Source organism: Caballeronia ptereochthonis (assembly GCF_001545075.1).
Classification (GTDB): Bacteria; Pseudomonadota; Gammaproteobacteria; order Burkholderiales; family Burkholderiaceae; genus Caballeronia; species Caballeronia ptereochthonis.
Genome location: NZ_FCOB02000004.1, coordinates 288,711 through 309,558 on the forward strand (window position 1 = coordinate 288,711; position 20,848 = coordinate 309,558).

Sequence of the window (20,848 nt, forward strand, 5' to 3'; positions counted from 1 at the left end):
CTACCGGTCAATCCGCTTCACGCCCCGCCGGTGCGTCCTTCGCCGGAATCTTGAACTGCCGAAGCTTGTGATACAGCGTCTTGCGCGGCATGCCGAGTTCGTCGCTTGCCGAACTCACGTTGCCGTGATGGCGACGCAGCATGTCCTCGATCAGCATGCGCTCGAACTGCGCGAGCTGATCGCCGAGCGATCCGCTGCCGCGCGGCCGGTCGCCCGACGGTATCAGCTGGTCGCCGGCGAGCCCGAGCACGAAGCGGTCCGCCACGTTCTGCAACTCGCGCACGTTGCCGGGCCATTGATGCGTCGTCAGCTCCGATACCTGCGCGGCCGTTACGATCGGCGCGGGCTGTCCGAAGCGGCGCGCGGCCGCAAGCACGAAATGCTCGAACAGCAGCGGTACGTCCTCGCGCCGTTCGCGCAGGGGCGGCAGGTCGATCAGCGCGACGTTGAGCCGGTAGAGCAGGTCGGCGCGAAAACGCCCGTCCGCGGAGAGCGCGGCTAGATCCGCCTTCGAGGCCGCGATCACCCGGCAGTCGACGGCGGTCGAATCGTTCGTGCCGAGGCGCTCCACGCGTCGCTCCTGCAGCACGCGCAGCAGCTTGATCTGCAGCGCGATGGGCATGGTCTCGATCTCGTCGAGAAAGAGCGTGCCGCCATCGGCCCATTCGATCTTGCCGATGCGGTTCCTGGTCGCTCCCGTGAACGCGCCCGCCTCGTGCCCGAAAAGCTCGCTCTCGAACAACTGCTCGGGCAGGCCGCCGCAATTGAGCGCGACGAAATGATGCTCACGCCGGCCGCCATAATCGTGCAGCGCCCGCGCGATCAACTCCTTGCCGGTGCCGGTCTCGCCCGTAATGAGCACCGACACCGCAGTATCCGCGAGCCGCATGATCTTCTTGCGCACCTCGGCGATGGCCGGCGACTTCCCGAGCACGAGCGCCTCGATGCCTCGCCAGTTGTGAAGCGCGGCGCGCAGGCCCTCGACCTCCAGCGTGAGACGGCGCTTCTCGACCGCTCGCGCGACGCGTCCCACGATATGCTCCGAGGAAAACGGCTTTTCGATGAAGTCATACGCGCCCACGCGCATCGCCCCGACGGCGGTCGAGATGTCCGCATGGCCGCTGATGAGGACGACGGGAATCTGCGCATCGACGGCGAGCACGCGCTCGAGCAATTGCATGCCGTCCATGCCCGGCATGCGCAGGTCCGAGACGAACACCACCGGCGCGCCGGGCACGGCTGCGGCGAGCGCTTTCGCCGCAGACGCATGCGCTTCCACGGCAAAGCCCGCGAGCGCCATCGCCTGCTCGACGCCCAGGCGCACGTTCTCGTCGTCCTCGACCACCACCACGCGGATTTCATCGTCCGGCTGTTTGTTCATCTGTTTCTCCATCGGTCCCTGTCCCGCCGTTCGCCGCTGCGAAGTCGATTGTGAATTGTGCGCCGCCGCCCTCGGGATTGGCGGCCGAGATTCTGGCTCCGAAGCCTTCGACGATACGCGAAGTGATCGCGAGCCCGAGGCCGAGGCCCTGCCCGCGCGGCTTGGTCGTGACGAACGGCTCGAACAGATGCGCGAGCACATGCGGGTCGATGCCGGGACCGTTGTCGGCGATCGAGAAGATCACGCGGGCCGGGTCGGCCGCCCGGCGCGCTTCGATGCGGATGCGGCCCGCCTCGCGGCCGGCGAGCGCATCGAGCGCATTGCCGAGCAGGTTGACGATCACCTGCTGCAGCGCGCCCGGCTCGGCCGCCACGACCGCGTCCGGCGCGATGTCGACAGTGAGCCGAACATCGTGGTCCCGGATGCGCGCCTCGTGGATGAGCAGGGCGTGCGAAACCGCATCTCCGAGCGGGACCGGGACGGTTTGCGTTTCGGGTTTTCTCGCGAAGGCTTTCAACTCGGCGGTCAGGACCGCCGTGCTGTCGATGAGCTTCGCGACGCGCTCGAGATTGGCGAAGGCGGGCGCGGGCTGATTGCGCTCGAAGAACGTGCGCGCGTTGTCGCACAGTGTGCGGATGGCGACGAGCGGCTGATTGAATTCATGCGCGAGGCCGGCCGCCATCTGCCCGAGCACGGCGAGCTTGCCCGCGTGCACGAGCTCCTGCTGCGAATCGCGCAGCCTCTGCTCGGTGCGGGCGCGCTCGTCGATCTCTTCCTGCATGCGCTCGTTGGCGAGCACGAGGGCGGCCGTGCGCTGCTGCACGGTGGCTTCGAGCCGGTCGTTGGCGCGTTGCAGGGCATCCTGCGCCCTGAGCCGCTCCGCGATCACGCGGCGGCGCTGCGCGGCGTAGAGGCCATAGAGGCACGCGATCAGGAACGCGCCCGTCACGAACGCGAGCGCGATCTGCTGCTGACGCCGCGCCGCCGAGAGATCGAGGATCACCATGATCGAATCGCCCGCCTGCGGCGCGCTGCGCGACATGGCGAGATACCGGCGCTCGCGGCCGGGATGCGACCAGTCGGGCAGGCGCGCGAACCACGCGCCGTTGCGCCAGTCGTCGAGTCTTTGGTAGGCCAGGGCTTCGACCTTGCGGCCCGCGTACTGGCGCGAGGCCTGGATCTGCTGCTGCTTTTGCGCGTCGATGGGCGCGAGCGCGGTGAACTTCCACGCCGGCACCGTCGAGATGACGACCACGCCGTTGCCGTCGATCACCATGGCGGCTTCGTTCGGCGCTCGCCAGGCGGATTCCAGCGGATCGACGCTGATCTTGACCGCCGTGGCGCCGAGCACCTTCTGCTCGCTGCGCACCACGCACGCGAAGTACAGGCCCGGCTCGCCCGTGTTGGTGCCGATGCCGAAGAAGCGGCCACGGCCGTTCGACAGCGCGTCCCTGAAATACGGACGATACGCGACGTTCGTTCCGACGAAGGTCAGCGGCTGGTTCCAGTTGCTCGCGGCGATGACCGTGCCGCTCAGGTCGATGACGTCCACGGCGACGCTGCCCGCGTCCTTGTTCACGGCTTCCAGATAGCCGTTCACGGAGGGCAGCAGCGTGTGCCTCGCGTCGGGCGGCGCTTGCAGCAGCGCCTCGATGCTGTCCTGGCGCGACGCGATCGCCGGCAGGATCTCGTAGCGCCCCAGTTCGCTCTCCAGGCTCGCCGCGTAGAGGTCCAGCCGGTGCGTACCTGCTTCGGTCAGCGCATCCAGCGCGCGCTGCCACGCTATCTCCATGGAGGCGGCCGCCGCGGCGAAATAAAGCACCGCCGTCGCGACCCAAGCCCACAGGGGGATGCCCCTTATCGTCATGCCTGTTTTACGGATCTGTTCCACTGGATCTGAACGAGGGTTGGGCTCGGGGCGGCCCGGCTGCCTTCTGCTTGCGCCTTCCTTCTCACCCGAAATGCGCCAGCACCAGCAGCGTCACGGTCACCATGATCGCGCCGCCGATACGCGTCGCGATCTGCGCAAAGGGCATCAGCGTCATGCGGTTCGCCGCGGTGAGGATCGCCACGTCTCCCGTGCCGCCCTGGCCGCTATGGCATGCGTTCACGATCGCCGTGTCGATAGGGTACATCTTCATCAGGCGTCCCACCACGAAACCCGTCCCCATCAGGGTCGCCACCGTGACCACGATCGTCACGATGTTTGCCACCGTGAACGCGGCCATCAGCTTGTCCCACGGCGTCATCGCCACGCCGATCGCGAACAGCAACGGATACGTCACCGCCGTCGAGAAGAACTTGTAGACGACGAAGGCGCCCTCCTGCAATTGCGGCGACACCGCCCGCGCCAGCTTCACCAGCACCGCCAGGAACAACATCGCCACCGGCGCCGGCAGGCCGAACAGGTTGCGGCACATCAGCCCCAGCAGATACAGCGTGATCGCCGTGATCCCGGCTGCCGCGATATGCGTCACGTCCATGTGCCCGCGAATCTCGTCCTGCACGGGGTCCATCTCGTCCTGCTCGCCCACCTGCAGCCGCCCCTGCCCGGTCAGGTGCGGAAAGCGCCGGCCCAGCATGTCGAGCGCCCCCGACAGCACGATCGCCGTCAGGCTGCCCAGCATCACCGGCGGCAACACCTGCGCGAACAGTTCGCCCTGCGGCAGATGCATGATCTCCGAATAGCCCACCGACAACGGAATCGCGCCCTCGCCCACGCCGCCCGCCATGATCGGCACGACGATGTAGAGCAAGGTGTGCCGCGCGCCCAGGCCGAGCGCCGTGCCCGTGAGCGTGCCCACGATCGCGGCGGCCACCGAGCCGAGCGCGAGCGGAATGAAGATCTTCACGAAGCCCCGGATCAGCACGCGCCGGTCCATGCTCAAGATGCTGCCGACGATGATCGAGGCGATGAACAGGTAAAGGAAGTTCGTCTGCTTCGTGAACTCGGTCGTCAGGTGCAGGATCGGCTTGGGCAGCAAATGGTAATAGGTGAGCGCCGACGGAATGAAGGTCGCGAAGATCGCCGCGGCGCCGATGTTGCGCACGAGCGGCATGCGCTTGCCGATCTCGGCGCAGGTGAAGCCGAAGAACGCGAGCACCGCGATCGCCATCGAGATCTCGCCCGGCACCTTGCCGGTCACCGCGAAGCCCGCGATCAGCCCGAGCAGCAGCACATACACGGGCAGCGGAATGATGCCGATGCGCGTCTCCATCAGTTTCCACCAGCCCTCCGGCCAGAAGCGTTCCTTCTTCGTCGGCTCGGCCAGTTGCGCCGAGGATTCGCTCTCGTCCGGCGCGCGCTGCGCCTGTGCATGCGGCGCGGTGTGGGATGTCATGTGCACGAATGTCTCCTTGCTATGTGCGGCCGGCGGCGTATCGCCCCGGCCCCTGGTTGTGTGTCGGTCCGGACGAGCGGACAGGGTCAGGCGACGAACCGCACGTTCGACTGCGGCGTGCGCGTATCCATGTCGCGTCCGCGATTGAGGTGGTCGTCGATCTCGGCCACGCAGCCGATCATGCGGCCATACAGGAACACCGTGAATGCGGCCGTCTCCAGCGCCTTCTCGCCGAAGGCGCCCTCGCGATGGCGCGTCCACAGCATCTTGAGCAGCACCGATGCGATCACCGCGTCGACATTGACCGCGAACACGTTGCGCGTCACGTTCTCGTCGTACAGCGCCTGCACCAGCGCGCGGTAGCAGTCGTGAAAGACGTTGAATTCGCCGCGCGCCTCGAAGCGCGTGGTCATGCCGAAGTTGTGATAGAGCTCCCACAGCTTCGGCAAATGCTGCACGAGCGGCGAGATGATCTCCTTCGGCGCCTTCAGGCCCGTGAGCGGATCGAACGGCACCTGCGCGATCATGCCCGGGTCGAGCTCCTCGATGTCCATGCCGCCGTGATGCGTGAGCGTCATGGTCGGGGCGCGAAAGCGCGTGGAATCGGTGATCGAGAAATACACCTCGTGCTCGGCGGGCACCGCGCCTTCGAACGTCACCCCGTTCGCCTTCGAATACTGGTTTCCGTGCAGATGCTCCGCGAAGTAGAGCCGCTCCTTTTCCTTCAGCGCCGTGCGCAAATCGCTCGCGCGTCCGACCAGCCCGGCCTTGCCTTTCTTGCCGACACCGCCCTTGAACATCGGCTTCACGAACACCGAGCCGTGGCGGTCGATCAGCGCCTTGATCTGTTCCTCGCTGGCGTCGGGACCGAGCACTTCGGCGGTCGGAAAGCCGCCGAACTGCAGCAGCTGCGAGCCGTACAACATACCGGTGACTTGCATATCGTCTCCTTGCGGATTGCTTCTTGAAGGGGCAGTGGTCCGGCATCCGCGCGCGGGGCGGCGCGTGCCGTGCTGATCGACACGCGCGCGCTTCCCTCGCCGCTTGCAAGCGGCTGGTCTGCGATGCGTGACAGGAAAAAGCGGGAGGGGTCCGCTAGCGAGGCGCCGATTCGCGCTCGAGCAATGGCAGGGGCATGGCGTCGTCTCCGTATGGGCGGCCGGTGATGGCCGTCTGGCTGGCCCTGTCGCGAGGTCCGCGACGGGTCTATGGCCGTTATTAAGGCAAGGGCCATGCCAATGCGCGCTACGGAAGACGAATTTCTACATCTCTGATTTAATTGATATTTTTATGATCCCCGGAAGGGATATGGCCGCCTCGTTCTTAAATTTCAGAATCGGGCCACGTTCGATGACTGAGCTTTCGGCCAGTCCGGCGACTGACGGTGACGCCGGGCTGGCGAGGCGCCGGCCGGCTTGGGCATCGCGTGGATTCACGACGATGCGCCGAACAGCGGGTTGGCGCGCGAGCGCACGCGCCGGATCACCGGCGGGCGTCGCGGCAGACAAGTGACGGGTTCGAGTGCACGCGACGACGGCGGAGCGCGAGCTCCGCCTTGCACGCTTACACTCTTCCCTTCCACGGCACCAGCTTCTTCTCCAGATAGCGCATCAGCACATCGAAGCACAGCGCGAAGAAGCCGATCACGATGATGCCCATGATCACCACGTCGCTCGCCAGAAACTCGGCCGCGTTGAGCACCATGAAGCCGAGCCCGCGCGTCGACGCGACCATTTCCGCCGCGACGAGCGTGGTCCAGCCGACGCCGATGCCGATGCGCATGCCCGTGAAGATCTCCGGCAGCGCCGACTTGAGAATCACGTGCGTGACGACCTGGCGACGCGTCGCGCCCATCGAATAGGCTGCGTGGATCTGCTCGATCGACACCGAGCGCACGCCGGCGCGCGCGGCAATCGCGAGCGGCGCGAAGATCGCCAGATAGATCAGGAACACCTTGGAAAACTCGCCGATGCCGAACCAGATGATGATGAGCGGCAGATAGGCGAGCGGCGGCAGCGGCCGGTAGAACTCGATCGGCGGATCGAACACACCGCGCGCGAAACGCGAGACCCCCATCATCACGCCGATCGGAATCGCCGTCACGCACGCGAGCGCGAACGCGCCGAACACTCGCAAGAGGCTCGCGACCGTGTGCTCGGCAAGGGTCGAGCTCGCGAAGCCCTCGCTCGCCACCGAGATGAACTTCGCGTAGACCGCCTGCGGCGAGGGCAGAAAAAGCGGCTTGACCCAGTGCATGCTCGTGATGAGGAACCACCCGCCCACCAGCACCAGGACCGTGACGAGGCTCGTGACCAGGCTGCTGCCGTAGCCTGGCACGCCGAAGGTGTCGCCCGGCTTCACCGGCTTCTTTTTCGACTGTCTCGCGGGTTTCTGCGGCGGCGGCCGCCATGCGCCGGCGTCTCCCTCGATCACGGTTCCGGACCCGGCCAGCGATGCGCGTTTACGCATGGTGAACCTCCTCGTCGGAGCGATGCGCGGCGCGCTCGTCGCCATAAATGATGCCGAGCACCCGCTCGCGCATTTCGATGAAATCCGGGCTGGACTTGATCGCGCGCGCATCGCGGGTCGTGAGAAAGCGGCGGTTGAAATCGAGCTCGTAGGTATGCGTGATGCGGCCCGGACGCGGCGACATCACGATCAGGCGGCTCGCGAGAAAAAGCGCTTCCTCGACGCTGTGCGTGATGAAGAAGAACATCTTTTGCGTGCGCTGCCAGACGTCGAGCAGCAGCTCCTGGATGGTCTCGCGCGTGAGCGCGTCGAGCGCGGCCATCGGCTCGTCCATCAGCAGCATCGCCGGATCGCAGCTCAGCGCCCGCGCGATCCCGACGCGCTGCTGCATGCCGCCCGACAACTGATAGATCATGTGCCGGTGGAAATCCTGCAGGCCGACCAGCGCCAGATTGCGCTTCGCGATTTCCTCGCGCTCGGCGCGCCGCATGCCTTGCAGCTTCAGACCGAAAGCGGCGTTGTCGAGCACGTTCAGCCACGGCAGCAGCGCGTGCTTCTGGAACACCACGCCGCGATCCGCGCCCGGTCCTTCTACCGGCGTGCCGTTGAGCAGCATCTCGCCCGACGACGGTGCGATGAAGCCCGCCATGAGCGAGAGCAGCGTCGTCTTTCCACAGCCCGATGCGCCGAGCGCGACGACGAACTCGCCGTCGCCGATCGTCAGGTCGATGCCATCGAGCGCATGCACGCGCTCACCCGGACGCCGCCCGGGAAACATCACACTGACGTTGTTGACCTTCATGCACCCCATATGTCCTCCCGGACCCGGAACAGGCGACGGCGCGCGAGCCCGCGCCCGGCTTGCGATTACTTCAGTTTCTCGGCCGCTTCGACATACTCGGCGGTGACATATTTAGAATAGTCCGGCAGCACGGTGTTGACGCGCTTTTGCTCCTTCAGGAAGTTCGATGTGTCCTTTAGCGCGAATGCCGCGCGGCTCGATGCGCCGCCGCCCAGCCACTGATTCGACGCCTGCTCCGACGCGGACGGATAACCGTAGAGCGCAAGCGAGCCCGGCACCTCGGCCGACGTGCCGCCGATCGTCTTCGCGATCGCCGCCGCCTCGCGCGACTGCGCGTTCCACTTCGACGGATCGTTGCGGTACTTCTGATCGAGATCGGCGATCGCCTTGACGAACCTGGCCATGAAGTCCTTGTGCGCCGCGCCCCATTCCCGATCGACCGCGATGCCGTCGAAAGTCGGCTTGCCGAGCTTCGACAGATCGCCCGACGTGATCAGCACCTTGCCGCTCTTTTTGAGCTGCGCGAGCGCCGGGTCCCATACGTAGGCCGCGTCGATGTCGCCGCGCTCCCACGCCGCGACGATCTGGTTCGGCTGCATGTTGAGGATCTTCACCGACGACGGATCGATGCCCCAATGCTGCAGGGCGAACATCGTGTGGTAGTGCGTCGTCGAGACGAACGGCACGCCGATGGTCTTTCCCTTGAGGTCGGCTGGCTTGCTGATGCCGGAGCCGTTGCGCACGACCATCGCCTCGGCTTCGTTGATGTTGTCGAGAATCCAGAAGAGCTGGGCGTCGACGCCCTGGCTCACCGCCGCGGCGAGCGGGCTCGACCCGATCACGCCGATTTTCACGTCACCCGAGGCCATCGCGGTCGCCACCTTCGCGCCGGATTCGAACTGGCGCCAGTTGATCTTGTAGCCGGTCGCCTTCTCGATCGAGCCGTCCGCGATTCCGACGAGCCATGGGTCGACGATCTGCTGGTACGCGATCGTCACTTCCTTGTCCTCGGCGTGGCTGGTCTGTGCGACGCTCCATGCGAAAAAGGCAATCGTGACTGTGGCCAGCGCGCGAGCCGCCCCGACGCGGCGAAACAATTTGCCGAGCAGGGAAGTGAAGCCAGAAGCGCATATCGTTTTCATGACGGTTCCTGGAGAGATTGGAAGTCGGGCACGCCGGCGCGTACGGCGTGCCCAAGCTGGGTGCAGGCCCGCCGCGCGCTCGACGGAGCGACGACCCAGTATCCATAGCTAAAAATCGGCGACGGTAGTGCCAGATGGCAACGATCGTTGAGTCCACATTCCACCTGTTCCCGGATCCCGGGAGACGGGCGGATCGGGCTCGACATCGAGGAAGCGTGGCCGATGGCGTGAGATGCAAACCGGGCGCGTTCTCAGCCGCGTCGCCATTGCGTGCCGGGGGAAACTTCAGCGCAGGCGTGACGCCCGAGAGATGGCGGTGGCAAGCGTGGGTTGCCGACGCAATCGTCGTACGAGCCTCCGTCGACGTCGGCGAATGTCGCGCGCGGGACCGTTGTTCTCGCCAGGTCGCGCAGCTCCGCGACACGGACGCTCAGCAATGGCTGAATCGCGGTTCCCGATGTGGAGGATCCAGCTCGCGATGGTTGTCGGACGCGAGCGCGACTTTCACGCCCAGCCCGTTCGCCTCGCGCAATGGTGCGATCCCTCTGCTGCGCGGCGAATCATCGGCACGCCGGTCCTGCAGATAGAGGTTCGTGAACGGGCGTCTTCAGCGTTTGAAGCGAAGGCGCGATATCGGCAGCACTTGAGCGGTCGTCCGACCGCGTGATGCATCGCGCAAGGAAGGCGGACGGCCCTTCAGTCCGTGAGGGAACTCCCCAGCCGAGCATGACGAAGGTCGTCACCTCGTCGATGGTGTACGCGCGATCGAGCGGAAGCCCCTCCTTCACACGCAACATGTAGCGCGCCTGATATTCGAAGTCCGCGAAGTACTGCGTGAGCGACCAGATGCTCATCATCAGGAGCATGGGGTCGAGCGGGCGCATGAGTCCCTGCTCGATCCAGCGATTGATGCACTCCACCGCATGGGCGGGCGGCTCATCATGGGCGTCAGGCCCGCGCGCCGAGCATCATCTCATTCGCGAAGATGCGCGAGCGCAAGGGCTGCTCGAACGAGAAGACGCGAACTCCGCGATGGCGGCGTCGCGAATAGCGTCCATCACCTCGGTGCGCGTTCGTTCGATTTTTGGCTGGCCGTTTTGCGCCACTGAGTCTTTCCTCGGTTGGTCCATCGGGAGGTTGTCAGCGAGGCATTCTGGCGCATGGGGACATGTCGTTCGTTGCCTCACTTGTCACGTGTGCGCCGTGCCCGAAGCGGATGTCGGCGGCGTCTGCACGATGCCCGTGCTCGTGACAATGCGGTGGATGCCGCCAACAAAACTGGCGAAGCGTATGGAGTCCTTTCTTGCCGGGAATGCGGATTCGGCCTTCGCATTGCCGTTCTTGCAGTCGGCATGGTCGCCGTCTGCGATCGTGCCGCGACCTTGCGCCGTATCGACCGGGCGGCGAACCAGGACGGAGCAAACCACGTTCAGTCCGCGGCCCCGGCTCCGGACGACTCCCGCGGCACCAGTTCCGGCAGCGGAGGCGCGACGGTCCGCGCGCCGCCCTTGCCCGCGAGATGCGCGAACAGCAGCTCGACCGCCTGCGACGCCATGTCGTCCAGATGCAGATCGACGGCGGTAAGCGGCGGGCGACAGCTGCGCGCGCGCGTGCCGTCGTAGCGCGTGACGACCTTGATGTCATCCGGTATGCGCCTGCCGAGTTGCCCGATAGCTCGAACCGCACCGACGGCGAACGCATCGACGAGCGCGCACAGGCCGTCCACGTCGGGATGTTCGTCGAGCAAGGAAGCGCACGCGTCTCGCCCCGCATCCTCGCCGCCCGACTCGTCCGCGACGGCGATCAAGGGCGTCATGCCGTGCGTCGCGCAGAACCGCGCATACGCGTCCCGCGCCTCGATATACGAGTTGCGCTGCTGCGCGCCGATCAGCAAGGCGATCTTCATGCTGCCCTGCTCGCGCAAATGGTTCAGCAGCAGTTCCGTGGTCGCCGACGAATGGACATCCACGTAAGGGACGGCATCGTTGCCCGTCTGGCGGCCGAGGCAAACCACCGGCAGGCCGCGCTCCTGCAGATGCGCAACGTTGGCGTCGTCCGCGGTCGGCTCGATGACGATTGCGCCGTCGATGTCGAGCTGCTCCAGCGGCAGACGTCCCGCCATCATCGGCGGCACCAGCACGAGCGCGAGCCCGCGCGTGAGCGCGGCAGCGGCGGCGACAGCGGCAACTTCCATCAGAAAGCCGAGCCGCGACGCGCCGCCCGCGATCTCGAAGGGCATCGACGAAATCAGCGCGATGGTATGCGCTTCGCCGGTGCGCAGCCGTTGCGCGCGCACGCTCGGACGATAGCCGAGCGCGCGCGCCGTTTCCTTCACACGCTCGCGCGTCTGCGGGTCGACGTAACCCTTGTCGTTGAGCGCATGGGAGACGGTCGTCGTCGATACACCCGCGGCGCGCGCGACGTCGGCGATGGTCGGCCGCGGCTTGGTCGGCGCTGGGCTTTGCATGTTGGTTGTTTTCAAGTTTCTCACGCTGCGATGCTGGATTTTCTCACGCCTTCTCGCCGCCTTTCCCCGACGAAATACCGCCTATCGCGAACACGAAACCAATAATTTTTCCGGCTTGACAATCCGGAGATGACGCATCATTCTACGATAGCAAATCGATTTGGGGCGACAGCCCGTTTTTATTACCGCCATCCCAAATCGATTTGGGATATCAGAACCGCCGCTCGGGCGAACGGCCGCCTGCACGGCTTACAGGAGACAAACCGTCATGGTCCACCATCCGCCGATTCACGCTGTCGACGAGCGCCTGCCGCTCGCGAAGCTCGTCTTGTTCGGTTTGCAGCATGTGCTCGTCGTGGCGGCGTCGCCGATCACGGCGGTGTTCCTCGTGGCGAAGGCGTTGGGGCTGTCATCCGCGCTGACCATCGACCTGATCAGCGCGACGTTTCTCGTCTGCGGGCTCGGCACGCTGTTGCAGTCGTTCGGGCCGCTCAAATTCGGCGCGCGCCTGCCGTTCATCATGGTGCCGGGCGGCGCGCCGGTCGTGCTGTTCGTGCTGATCGCGCAGCAGACGAATCTCCAGACCGCCGTGGGCGCGACGATACTCACCGGTCTCGTCTACTTCCTGCTGCTGCCGGTCTTCGCGCGCTGTCTGCGGTTCTTTCCGCGCATCGTGATCGGCACGATGCTGATCCTCGTCGCCATCAATCTGATCCGGATATACGGCGTGGTGATCGTCGGCAGGCCGGGAACGGCCGAGTTCGCGAGTCCGCTCGGCATCGGTCTCGCGCTCGCGACGGTCGGCTTCACGGTGCTCTTCGCGAAGCTCTTCAAGGGCATGCTGGGGCAACTGGCCGTGCTGCTCGGCCTGCTCGCAGGCTGCGCGCTCGCGTGGACGCTCGGACAGATGAGCTTCGCCGACGTCTGGTCCGGCCCGATCGTCACCGTGCCCACGCCGCTGCCCTTCGGCATGCCGCGCTTCGACATCGTCGCGGCGTTGCCGCTGCTGATCTTCAGCGTGATCTCGATGGCCGAAGCCACCGGCCAGACGGTCGCGATCGCCGAAGTGGTCGGCAAGCCGATCGATGCGCAAGTGGAAGTGCCCAAGACCATTCGCGGCGATGCGGCCATGTCGGTGCTCGGCGGCCTGTTCGGCACGTCGCTCATCATCACGAGCAGCGAGAACATCGGCATCGTGCAGGCGACGGGCGTGCGCTCGCGCTTCGTCACCGCGACGGCGGGCGTGCTGCTCGTGATCATCGCGCTGCTCGCGCCACTGGGACGCCTCGCCAATGCGATTCCCGCAGCCGTCGTCGGCGGCACGGCGCTGATCGTGTTCTCGATCATCGGCGTGATGGGCGTCAACCTGCTGCGTCAGGTCGATCTCCGCTCGCGCGCCAACATGTACACGCTCGCCGCCGCGCTGACGATGGGCGTGCTGCCGATCGTCGTCCCCGGCGTCTACAGCCGCTTTCCAGCGGCGCTGCAGGTCGTGCTCGGCAACGGTCTCGCGATGGGCGCGCTCACCGCCGTCATCGTCAACATGCTGTTCGAGCATCTCCATCTGCATTGGCGCACGCGCGATGCCGCCGACCCCGCCGCGCATCTCGAAGCCGCCATCAACGACAACCACTCCTGCCACTGAAAATCGATCATGAAGAATTCCCCGCTCACGCCCGCCGAACTGCAAGCCGACGCGCTCCTGCTGCTTCCCGCCTGGGTGCTGCTCGCGGACGGCCCGCAAAGCGATCACGCCGTCGTCGTATCGAACGGCAAGTTCGCCGCGGTCGGCCCCGCCGATGAACTCGTCGCCCAATATCCGCATCTCACGCCGCTCTCGCTACCCGACAAGCTCGTCATGCCGGGCTTCATCGATGCGCATCATCATCTGACGCAATCGTTCGGCAAGGCGCTCGCGTTCGGCGAGCCGTCGGAGATCTATCGGCGGATCTGGGTGCCGCTCGAGAACTGTCTCGACGAGAACCTCGTCTATCTGTCCGCCAGGCTCGCCGCGCTCGAAGCGCTGCGCGGCGGCTTCACCACGGTCTGCGATGCCGGCACGCGCGCGAGCGGCGATGCATCGACGATCGCATCGGCGACGCAGGAAGTCGGCGTGCGCTGCGTGCTCGGCCTCATCTGCAACGATCTCGCCGACGACATCGATGCCCGCGCGCGCGCCGCCATCGTCGCACGCGCACAGCGGCATCTGGCGCGCTGGGACGGCCATGCGCTCGTGCATCCGTCGCTGGCCGTTTCGGTTCCCGAAGCCGGATCGGACGGCATGCTGCAGGCCGCCGCCGCGATGTGCGCCGATGCGGGCGCGGTGTTCCAGACGCATGCGAACGAGCATCTGGCCTCGGTCGAGCGCTCGATCGTGCGGCGCAAGATGCGGCCGATCGAGCATCTGCACCATGCGGGCGCGCTCGGCCCGCAAACCTTGATCGCGCATGCGACGCTCGTCACGCCGTCCGAGCTCAACTTGCTCGCGAGAACGGGCGCGGCCGTCAGCTACAACCCGGTCGCGAGTTCGTGGAAAGGCAACGCGGTCGCGCCCGCCTTGCAGATGGCCGCGCTCGGCATCCGCTTCGGCCTGGGCACGGACGGCACGCGCAGCGACGCATTCCGTCTCGTCGATGCGGCCGAGACCGCGCAGCGCTTCGCGTTCGGCCTCGCCACCGGCGATTCGTCGTGCGGCGCGGGCGAATTGTGGCTCGATCGCGCATTGCGCGGCGGCGCGGATGCGTTGCGGCTGAGCGCGCGCATCGGCGAGATCGCGCAAGGCAAAGCCGCCGATTTTCTGCTCGTCGATCTCGACGTGCCGGAGATGCGGCCATCGTGGGACCTGACATGGGAACTGGTGCGACTCGCCAACCGCAGTCAGATCGACGCCGTCTTCGTCGCCGGAAAGCTGCGCTTGTGGCAAGGCTGGCCGACCGACTGGGACGCGCATGCGTTCCTCAGGGAAGTCGATGAAGTCGCGCGCGAAGTCGTCGCGCAGGCGCCGATTCAGCGCGTGCACGTTGCGCCAACGCTTCAGCCCCTGACCCGCACAACCCTTCCAACCGTAGAGTGAGTTGCCCGTGAGTCTCACCATCTTTGCAGTGCTCGCCGCCACCGTTTCGATTGCCGCGTTCATTCAAGGCGCGGTCGGCGTCGGCTTCGCGTTGATCTGCGCGCCCGTGATCGGGCTGATCGAGCCGGGTCTGCTACCCGTATCGCTACTGATCCTGATGCTGCCGCTCAACGTCTATCTCGCCTGGCGCGAGCGTCCCGCGCTCGATTCGAAGGGCACGTTATGGATCACTATCGGCAGAACGGCGGGGGCGGTAGCGGGCGTATGGATCATCTCGCGCATCTCGGCGCATGACCTGAACCTGTTCATCGGCGCATCGACGATCGCCGCCGCCGCCGCGACGCTGTGCGCGCCGAGTTTCATGCCGGGCCGCAACGCGCTGATGGCGGCGGGCGCGGTGACGGGCATCACCGAAACGGCGACGGGCATCGGCGGCCCCGCGCTCGCGATGGTCTTCCAGCACTATGGCGCGCCGAAGCTGCGCTCGACCATCGCGCTGTGCTTTGCCATCGGCGAGGCGCTTTCCCTCGTGATGCTGAGCGCGACGGGACAGATCACCGGCGAGAAGTTCATGTCTGCCCTGTTTCTCGTGCCGCCGGTGATCGTCGGCGCGTTTGTCAGCCAGCATGTGCATCAGCGGCTCAACGCGCGCGTGTTGCGCATCAGCGTGATGGCGTTCGCCATCGTTTCGGGCGCGGCCATTCTGTATCAGACGCTGGCGTCGTGATGTGAGCGCCGGCGTCCTGCCGGCTCATTCCCTTTCCGTCAAGAACGAGAGACCCTCATGAACAAGAGTCTGGTTGCGCTCGCCCTTTCGACGCTGACCATGGCGGCCGACGTCCACGCGCAAAGCAGCGCCACGCTGTACGGCAGTCTGGATGCGGGCATCGGCTACGTGAGCAATCTGCGCGGCGCACACGCCTACATCGCGGAGCAAGGCACGCTGCAGGCCGATCGCTGGGGCCTGACCGGCGTCGAGGATCTCGGCGGCGGGCTGAAGACCGTGTTCAAGCTGGAGTCCGGCTTTTCGACGATCAGCGGCGCGATGTCGAGCGCGGGCACGCTGTTCAATCGGCAGGCGTATGTCGGCTTGAGCGAGAGCCGCTTCGGCACGGTCACGCTCGGACGTCAGACGGACTTTCACTTCGAGATGCTCGGGCCGTTGTCCAACGCGCAGGCGCTCGGCGACTTCTCCGCGTTTCATCCGGGCAATGTCGACGGATTGGGCAATACCGTGCCGGTCGAGCTGTCGAACACGGTCAAGTTTCGCAGCCGGAACATCGCGGGCGTGACCGTCGGCGCGATGTACGGCTTCACGAACCAGTCGAGCAGCACGACGGGCCGGACCATCAGTTTCGGCGCGACCTATGGATACGGGCCGCTCAATCTCGCGGCTGCATATTCGGAGTACCACGACCGTGCGTTGAATCTTGCGGGCGGGCTCGGACTGACGAGCTTCGAAGGCGTCGCCTTGACGGCGGCGGCCCCCTTCGTCGCGGACAGCGTGAGGAACGCGGGCATCGGTGGAAGCTTTCAGATCGGGCGCGTGCAGTTGCATGCGGTGCTGACGCAGGTTCGCATCGAATCGCGCGGGCGCTCGGAGAACTACCGCGCGATCGACGGCGGCGCGAACTTTCAGGTCACGCCTGCCTATATGATCGGCGCGGGCGCGTGGACCACCACGCTTGCGGGACACCGCTGGACACAGGTGACGATCGCGAACGTCTATGCGCTGTCGAAGCTCACGCAGCTTTACGCCGATGTCATGGTCGAACAGGCCTCTCAGGGCGCGCTGGCGAATACGCTCGGGATCGGGCCGTCGTCGTCGAATCGGCAGACGGTCGTGCTGGCGGGGATTCATCACCTGTTTTGAGCTGCCCGACGCAGCAGGATCGTCCTATCCGCCTTCCGGGCGGCGTGTCAAAGTAGCTCGCATTCTCTGACGTGGAGCATGCCGTGTCCGCCGCCGAAACATCCACTCTCCTCTACCGCCCCTTCACCGCCGGCGACATCCCCGTGGCGCACGCGCTGTCGGTCGAAGTCAAATGGCCGCATCGCGCCGATGACTGGCGCTTCGTGCTCGATGCCGGCGCCGGCTTCGTCGCGCAGGATGGCGAACGTGTCGTCGGCACGGCGCTGTACTGGAAGTATGGCGCGCACGGCGGATCGCTCGGCATGGTGATCGTGGCGCCGGATCAACAGGGCAAAGGCATCGGCCGCAAGCTGATGGAATTGCTGCTCGAAGCGCTCGGCGAGCGCGTCACCGTGTTGCACGCGACGCCCGCCGGCGAGCCGCTTTATGCAAAGCTCGGGTTCAGGCGCATTGGCGCGATTCATCAGCATCAGTCGGCTGATTTCAGCGTGCCTCGCATCGAATTGAAGACGGGCGAACACCTGCGTGCAATCGCACCGGGCGACATTGCCGGCCTGGTCGATCTCGCATCGCGTGCCAGCGGTCTCGACCGAAGCGCGCTGCTGCCCGCGCTCTCGAGCGTCGCGCAAGGCGTCGTGCTCGAACGCGATCGCGAAGTGCTCGGCTTCGCGCTCATCAGGGAATTCGGGCGTGGTCACGCGATCGGCCCGGTCGTCTCGGTTACCACGGATCAGGACTCCACGCGCCGCGCCCGGGCGATGATCGCGCATTGGCTCGCGCATAACGAAGGCAGGTTCACGCGCATCGACACGCCGGACGAGAGCGGCCTGTCTGCGTGGCTCGAAGCAATCGGGCTGCGGCGCGTCGACACGGTCATCAAGATGGCGCGCAATGGCACGCTCCCGCACGACGCCTCCGTCGCGCAATTCGCCATCATCAACCAGGCGCTGTGCTGATCCCATGACGATTCTCTATAAAGCCGATCCCGAGCGCGGCAAACTGTGGGCGCAGTTGTTCGCGCGGAAAGCGCCGGGAATCCCGTTCCGCCTGTGGCCCGATCTCGGCGATCCCGCCTCCGTGCGCTATCTCGCCGCGTGGCAGCCACCGGCCGATGTCATGCAAACGCTGCCCAATCTCGAAGTGATCTTCTCGGTGGGCGCGGGGATCGATCAATTCGACTTGTCGGGCGTGCCCGCGCACGTCGCGGTGGCGCGCATGATCGAGCCGGGCATCGTCGAAGGCATGGTCGAGTATGTGACGCAGGCAGTGCTCACGATTCATCGCGACCTCTTCGATTACGCGCTTGCTCAGCGCGAGCGCGTATGGCGCGAAATGCCCGTGCGCGCCGCGTCGACCCGGCGCATCGGCGTGCTCGGCCTCGGCATGCTCGGCACGGCCGTGCTGAAAACGCTGCGCATGTTCGGCTTCCCGTGCGCGGGCTGGAGCCGCTCGCCGCATGAAATCGAAGACGTCGAATGCTACGCGGGCACCGATTCGCTCGATGCCTTTCTCGCGCGCACCGATATCCTCGTCTGCCTGCTGCCGCTCACCGAAGCGACGCGCGGCCTCATCGGCAAGCGCGTGTTCGACACGCTGCCGAAAGGCGCATCGTTCATCAACGTCGGCCGCGGCCCACAGGTGATCCAGCAGGATCTGCTGAACGCGCTCGACAGCGGCCGGCTCCATGCCGCGATTCTGGATGTCGCCGATCCCGAGCCCTTGCCGCCGACGCATCCGTTCTGGACTCATCCGCGCGTGCGCCTGACGCCGCATATCGCGAGCGCCACGCGCCCTGAAACCGCCGTGGACGTGGTGCTGGAGAATCTGCGCCGGCATCGCGCGGGCGAGCGCATGATCGGCGAAATCGACCGTGCGCGCGGCTATTGAACCCGTCTTGCGGACCTTGCAGCACAAAATGCCGCGAGGTCCCCGCAAAACGCCGCGTTTGCGCTTTTTGGCGATTTTTTTGGCGATGCGGGCAATCGCGCTCTGCCGATAGTATGAAACGGTCACGAGCCCATTCCCAAGAGAGAGCCGCATCATGCCGATTCAATCGCTTGTCGAGTCCGACCGCAATCATCTGATTCATCCCGTCGTCAGCTATCGCGCGCACGAGGCGCGCGGCGTCACCGTGCTCGATTCCGCCGACGGCGTGTTCCTGAGCGACATCGAAGGCAACCGGTTGCTCGACGCGTTTTCCGGCCTCTGGTGCGTAAACACGGGCTACGGCCACGCGAGCATCGTCGAGGCCGCCGCGAAGCAGATGGCGAAATTGCCATACGCCACGGGCTACTTCCACTTCGGCTCGGAGCCCGCCATCGAACTGGCGGCGAAGCTCGTCGAAGTCACGCCCGCGTCGCTGCAGCACGTGTACTTCACGCTCGGCGGCTCGGACGCCGTCGATTCCGCGCTGCGCTTCATCACGCATTACTACAACGCGACGGGCCGTCCGTCGAAGAAGCATTTCATCGCGCTGCAACGCGGCTATCACGGTTCGTCGTCGATCGGCGCGGGGCTGACCGCCCTGCCCGCGTTCCATCGCAACTTCGATCTGCCGCTCGCCACGCAGCATCACATTCCGTCGCCGTATGCCTATCGCAGCGACTACGCCGACGATGCCGCGCTCATCTCGGCTTCGGTGCAGGCGCTCGACGCGAAGGTCGCGGAACTCGGCCCGGACAACGTCGCAGCGTTCTTCTGCGAGCCGATTCAGGGGTCGGGCGGCGTGATCGTGCCGCCCGTCGGCTGGTTGAAGGCAATGCGCGAAGCATGCCGCAAGCTCGACATCCTGTTCGTCGCCGACGAAGTGATCACCGGCTTCGGCCGCACCGGGCCGCTCTTCGCGTGCCAGGGCGAAGGCGTCGAGCCGGATCTGATGACGGTCGCGAAGGGCCTCACCGCGGGCTACGCGCCGATGGGCGCCGTGCTCATGTCGGATGCGCTGTATCAGGGCATCGCGGACGGCGGCGAGGTGTTTGCCGCGATCGGTCACGGCTACACGTATTCGGCGCATCCGGTGAGCGCGGCCATCGGCCTCGAAGTGATGCGGCTGTATCACGAAGGCGGCCTGCTCGCGAACGGCCAGGCGCAGGCGCCGCGCTTCGCCCAGGGACTCGATGCGCTGCTCGCGCATCCGCTCGTTGGCGACTCGCGCCATCGCGGCCTGCTCGGCGCGCTCGAGCTCGTCGCGGACAAGGACAGCAAGCGCGGCTTCGATGCGTCTCTCAAGCTGCCGGACCGCATCGCCGCTGCCGCGTATCGCAATGGCCTCGTGTTCCGCGCGTTTGGCGACAACATCCTCGGCTTCGCGCCGGCGCTCTGCTATACCGAAGCGAACTTCGACATGATGTTCGAGCGCCTCGCGAAAACGCTCGATGACGTGCTCGCGCAAGGCGAAGTGCGCGCGGCGTTGAAGGGCGGATCCGGATTCAGTTCCCGCGCGGCCGCGTGATAACATCGACCGACCGCCGACATGCAAGACCAGACCCGCCACGATGAGCAACGACAGCAAGCTGGACCGACTCGATCTGCGTATCCTCTCTCAATTGCAGAAGCGCGGGCGCATCACGAACGTGGAGCTCGCCGATGCGGTCGGTCTGTCGCCCAGCCCTTGCCTGATTCGCGTGAAGCGGCTGGAGAAGGCGGGTTATATCGTCGGCTACGGCGCGCAGATTCAGCTGGAGAAGCTCGGCGACGTGCAGGTGGTCTTCACCGAAGTCACGCTCGCCGACCATCGCCGCGAGGACTTCATCAACTTCGTCAATGCGGTGAAGGATGTCGACGAGATCGTCGAATGCCATCTGGCGAGCGGCGGCTACGACTATCTGCTCAAGTTCGTCACGCGCAGCGTGAGCCATTATCAGAGCATCATCGAGGGGCTGCTGGAGCGCGGCATCGGCATCGAGAAGTACTTCAGCTACGTGATCATCAAGACGTCGTTCGTGAAGACGCACTATCCGCTCGAAACGCTCTTCTCGCAGAATCATCACTGAGGCGAGCGCCTCTTTCTCTTTCCATTCGAACGCACGCACGCGCTTCAGGCACGCGCGTGCTTTTTCTCGTCGATCATTCTCTAGCGGAGTAGCAACATGTCCAGCAAATATCGTATTGCCGTGATTCCCGGCGACGGCATCGGCAAGGAAGTGATGCCTGAAGCATTGCGCGCGCTCGACGCCGTCGGCAAGCGCTTCGGCATCGCGCTGGAGTATCGGCATATCGACTGTGCGAGCTGCGACTACTACGCGCAGCACGGCCAGATGATGCCCGACGACTGGAAGACGCAGATCCAGGATGCCGATGC

The 20,848-nt window shown here is 65.7% G+C and carries 18 protein-coding genes and 1 pseudogene; 9 read left to right on the forward strand and 10 right to left on the reverse strand.

From position 1 onward, the window contains the following. Positions 1-7: 7 nt before the first annotated feature. The 10 genes and pseudogenes from AWB83_RS06225 to AWB83_RS06275 all read right to left on the reverse strand — a co-directional run bounded on the left by AWB83_RS06225 (position 8) and on the right by AWB83_RS06275 (position 11,602). Entirely contained in the window at positions 8-1,381 is a 1,374-nt protein-coding gene (locus AWB83_RS06225) for a sigma-54-dependent transcriptional regulator (RefSeq protein WP_087043447.1), read from the reverse strand. Continuing rightward, entirely contained in the window at positions 1,359-3,248 is a 1,890-nt protein-coding gene (locus tag AWB83_RS06230) for a sensor histidine kinase (RefSeq protein WP_087043400.1), read from the reverse strand. Before AWB83_RS06230 ends, AWB83_RS06225 begins: the two co-directional genes overlap by 23 nt. Before the next feature lie 85 nt (positions 3,249-3,333). After that, a complete protein-coding gene (locus tag AWB83_RS06235; RefSeq protein ID WP_087043401.1) occupies positions 3,334-4,722 on the reverse strand; it encodes a 2-hydroxycarboxylate transporter family protein in 1,389 nt (462 codons plus the stop codon). A gap of 404 nt (positions 4,723-5,126) precedes the next feature. After that, a pseudogene (locus AWB83_RS06245) lies at positions 5,127-5,663 on the reverse strand (ATP-grasp domain-containing protein); the annotation flags it as partial. 622 nt (positions 5,664-6,285) lie between these two features. Continuing rightward, complete coding sequence (locus AWB83_RS06250; protein WP_087043448.1) at positions 6,286-7,191, reverse strand: ABC transporter permease subunit; 906 nt, start codon at positions 7,189-7,191, stop codon at positions 6,286-6,288. Further along, on the reverse strand, positions 7,184-8,002 hold the full coding sequence (locus AWB83_RS06255) for a taurine ABC transporter ATP-binding protein (protein WP_087043402.1): 819 nt from the start codon (positions 8,000-8,002) through the stop codon (positions 7,184-7,186). The genes AWB83_RS06250 and AWB83_RS06255 overlap by 8 nt, the downstream gene beginning before the upstream one ends. Positions 8,003-8,058: 56 nt before the next feature. Continuing rightward, on the reverse strand, positions 8,059-9,135 hold the full coding sequence (gene tauA / locus AWB83_RS06260) for a taurine ABC transporter substrate-binding protein (RefSeq protein WP_087043403.1): 1,077 nt from the start codon (positions 9,133-9,135) through the stop codon (positions 8,059-8,061). Positions 9,136-9,695: 560 nt separating this feature from the next. Beyond that, the gene (locus AWB83_RS06265) at positions 9,696-10,055 is read right to left on the reverse strand and encodes a TetR family transcriptional regulator C-terminal domain-containing protein (protein WP_159463019.1); all 360 of its coding nucleotides are present in this window, start codon (positions 10,053-10,055) and stop codon (positions 9,696-9,698) included. Positions 10,056-10,325: 270 nt separating this feature from the next. Then, positions 10,326-10,562, reverse strand: a complete 237-nt coding sequence (locus AWB83_RS06270) for a hypothetical protein (protein ID WP_087043405.1) — start codon at positions 10,560-10,562, stop codon at positions 10,326-10,328. A 2-nt stretch (positions 10,563-10,564) separates the two neighbouring features. After that, positions 10,565-11,602 carry a LacI family DNA-binding transcriptional regulator gene (locus AWB83_RS06275; protein ID WP_087043406.1) on the reverse strand — a complete coding sequence of 346 codons (1,038 nt, stop codon included), beginning with the start codon at positions 11,600-11,602 and terminating at the stop codon, positions 10,565-10,567. Between the two features lie 268 nt (positions 11,603-11,870). Here AWB83_RS06275 and AWB83_RS06280 point away from each other — a divergent pair, with 268 nt between their 5' ends. The 9 genes from AWB83_RS06280 to AWB83_RS06320 all read left to right on the forward strand — a co-directional run. After that, complete coding sequence (locus tag AWB83_RS06280) at positions 11,871-13,247, forward strand: uracil-xanthine permease family protein (RefSeq protein ID WP_087043407.1); 1,377 nt, start codon at positions 11,871-11,873, stop codon at positions 13,245-13,247. A gap of 9 nt (positions 13,248-13,256) precedes the next feature. Beyond that, positions 13,257-14,675: an amidohydrolase family protein gene (locus AWB83_RS06285; protein ID WP_087043408.1), complete on the forward strand. Its 1,419-nt coding sequence runs from the start codon at positions 13,257-13,259 to the stop codon at positions 14,673-14,675. 7 nt (positions 14,676-14,682) lie between these two features. Beyond that, positions 14,683-15,402: a sulfite exporter TauE/SafE family protein gene (locus tag AWB83_RS06290; protein ID WP_087043449.1), complete on the forward strand. Its 720-nt coding sequence runs from the start codon at positions 14,683-14,685 to the stop codon at positions 15,400-15,402. Positions 15,403-15,459: 57 nt separating this feature from the next. Further along, the gene (locus AWB83_RS06295) at positions 15,460-16,548 is read left to right on the forward strand and encodes a porin (protein WP_087043409.1); all 1,089 of its coding nucleotides are present in this window, start codon (positions 15,460-15,462) and stop codon (positions 16,546-16,548) included. Positions 16,549-16,631: 83 nt separating this feature from the next. Beyond that, entirely contained in the window at positions 16,632-17,504 is an 873-nt protein-coding gene (locus AWB83_RS06300; protein ID WP_087043450.1) for a GNAT family N-acetyltransferase, read from the forward strand. Positions 17,505-17,508: 4 nt separating this feature from the next. Next, the gene (locus AWB83_RS06305) at positions 17,509-18,435 is read left to right on the forward strand and encodes a 2-hydroxyacid dehydrogenase (protein ID WP_087043410.1); all 927 of its coding nucleotides are present in this window, start codon (positions 17,509-17,511) and stop codon (positions 18,433-18,435) included. Between the two features lie 154 nt (positions 18,436-18,589). Then, complete coding sequence (locus AWB83_RS06310) at positions 18,590-19,999, forward strand: aspartate aminotransferase family protein (RefSeq protein WP_087043411.1); 1,410 nt, start codon at positions 18,590-18,592, stop codon at positions 19,997-19,999. A 43-nt stretch (positions 20,000-20,042) separates the two neighbouring features. After that, positions 20,043-20,540 (forward strand): Lrp/AsnC family transcriptional regulator, encoded by a 498-nt coding sequence (locus AWB83_RS06315; protein WP_087043412.1) that lies wholly within the window; start codon positions 20,043-20,045, stop codon positions 20,538-20,540. 96 nt (positions 20,541-20,636) lie between these two features. After that, a partial coding sequence (locus AWB83_RS06320) for an isocitrate/isopropylmalate family dehydrogenase (protein ID WP_244197600.1) occupies positions 20,637-20,848 on the forward strand: 212 nt, incomplete at its 3' end.